Consider the following 2,547-nt stretch of genomic DNA (forward strand, 5'->3'; position numbering starts at 1 on the left):
CAGCGGCAGCCGGGCATCGTGGCCCGAGACCGGGATGCCACCGCTGNCCAAGAGGGTGTCGCCGCTCTGGGTGATGGTGGTCAGGTTGACCAGCTTGATGGTCATGGCCCGCTGCGAAGGATCGGGCAATACCGGTGGCGTGGGGATGGAGCCCGGGCGCTCCGGTGGCAGTTGTGGCTCGACCTGTTNGATCGGCACATCGTTGGCGTTGGGATTGGCGCTCTGCGCAAAGACCGATTGCGAAGACGGCTGGCTTTGCGAGGCCGCGGCGGCGGCGGCCGTGGTGGTGGCAGTGGGATGACTGGTGTCTCCAGCGGTGAGCGGGCCGGTGGAATTGGCGGTCTTGCCGGTACCGCTGGTACTGGTCAGCGAGGCCGAATTGTCACTGATGATCTGGGCGAACTGGGTACTGCCGTCACTGCCCACACTGGCCGAGTTACGGTCTATCGTCACCTGCTGGGCCGGCGCCACATTGGTGGCCGAGGCCACCGGGTCGGAATTGAGCACACGCGACTGGTCATTGGGCTTGAGCGCGATCTTGCCCACGGTGTCGAGCAGCTTGCCGGTGGCGGCACTGGTGTCGGCAAACTTGACCTTGGACTTGTCATCCATGGCTTCCATGGCGCCACCGGCCAGCACCACCTTGGTGCCATCGGCCATGTGCAGCACCAGGTCCACATCGACCACCTGCACGTGCTGTACCGCCGCTCGGTTGGCGTTGATCTGGAAGCTGCCGGCCTGGTCCGGCATGATCACCCGTACCGGGCCAGTTACCTTGTCCGCGGAGTTCGCTTGTGATGGGCTTGCGGTTGCCATGTTCCCTCGCTATCGAAGATCGTTCGAAACTGTATCGGTACACCCTGGCCGACTGTCAGGCCGGGCTTACTGCAAAATCTGCTCGCGCGGCCCATCGGCCACGATGCGTCCGCCATCGATGACGATGATGCGCTCTACGTGGCGCAACAGTGCCGGGCTGTGCGTGGCCACCACCAGCGTGCGGTTGCCGGCATAGGCCGCCAGCCGCTCGATGATGCGGGCCTCGCTTTGCTGGTCCACGCCGGTGGTGGGCTCATCCAGCAGCAACACGCGCGGGGTGGCGGCGATCACGCGCGCCAATGCCACCATCTGGCGCTGGCCGCCGGAGAGGTTGCCAGGCGCCTTGATGGCCTGGTCCAGGCGCAGCTCGCCGCGCGCAATCAGGTCGTCCAGCGAAGACACCGCCAGCGCAGCCTCGTACACCTGGCCCGGCACGCGGTCGCCGATGAAGATGTTGGCCGCCACCGTGCCATCGAAGAGGAAGGGTTCCTGGGGCTTGAAGCCGATGCAGCGCATCCGCACCTCGGGCGCATAAGCAGTCACGGCCACGCCATCGATGAGGACATGGCCTTCATCGGGATGGTGCAGCCCGGCCAGCGCGCGCAGCAATGTGGACTTGCCGGAACCGGAACGACCGACGATGCCGACCTTCTCGCCCGGCTGGATGGTCAGCGAGACGTTCTTGAGGGTTGGGTTTTCTTTCTTGTCCAGGTGCAGCAAGAGGTTACCGACCTGGATCAGGCCGCGCATTTCCTGGCGCAGCACATCGGCAGTGGCTTGCTGCGGCTGGGCTTCGAACAACTGGTCGAACTCGGCGCGGGCGCGGCGGAACATCTCGATACGGCCCAACAGCGCGGCCAGTGAAGAGAGCACTGTGGTGGCGCGACTGATCAGCAGCGAACAGGCAATGAGCGCCCCCACCGTCAGCAGGTTTTCTTCCACCAGGTAGACCCCCACCACCAGCGTGGCCACCGAGACCAGGGTGTAGCCCACCGAGGAAACGGCATAGCTGGTATTGACCCAGAAGCGGCTCTTGGCCTGGGCCACGGCATTGGTCGCGGCATCGACCAGGAAGGCGCGCATGAGGCGATCCTGCAGCGGCGTGGTCTTCAAGGTTTCCATGCCATAGACGATGCTGGCCAGCTTGTCGATCTTGCCGGTGCCGGCCTTCATGGCGGCATGGGCGTAATCATTGGCGGGCACTTTCAACAACAGTTGCAGCCCCACCAGCAAGCCACCGCCCACCAGCAGCACCCACACCATGTGGCCACCGATCAAGCCCAGCACCACCAGGTAGAGCACCAGGAAAGGCAGGTCCACCAGCAGCAGCATGTAGTTGGACGAGAGCAGATCGCGTGCAGCCGAAAGATCGCGATAGCGCGCCAGCACCACGCCCACCGGCGCCTGCACCTTGGCGGTGAGCAGGCGGCGCGCCGAGACTTCGTCGAATTCGCCATCCAGGCGTCCGGCCAGTTGCTCGGTGTAGTACACGCGGATGATACGCAACATCAGTTCCAGCGCGATGAAGAGCAACATGCCCAGGGTCAGCGCCCAGAGCGTTTCGGGGATGTGGTTGCCCAGTACCTTGTCGTAGATCAGCCGCGAATACAGCGGCAGCAGCAAGCCCAGCAGGTTCACCAACACCCCGGCCACGATGATTTCCACGAAGCGGCTGCCATAGGCGCGCAGCAGCGTCAGGTAAGACGGGTCCGAGCGCAAGTCCGGTAGGGC

Annotated in this window: 1 protein-coding gene; it reads right to left on the reverse strand. The window is 64.5% G+C overall.

Annotation, left to right across the window (positions count from 1 at the left end; genetic code table 11):
* Window positions 1-882 precede the first annotated feature (882 nt).
* Window positions 883-2,547 (reverse strand): peptidase domain-containing ABC transporter (locus I5W_RS13140; RefSeq protein ID WP_083893530.1); only part of this gene is annotated, 1,665 nt, incomplete at its 5' end.

This window comes from Herbaspirillum sp. B65 (assembly GCF_000333555.1).
Lineage (GTDB): Bacteria > Pseudomonadota > Gammaproteobacteria > Burkholderiales > Burkholderiaceae_D > Herbaspirillum > Herbaspirillum rubrisubalbicans.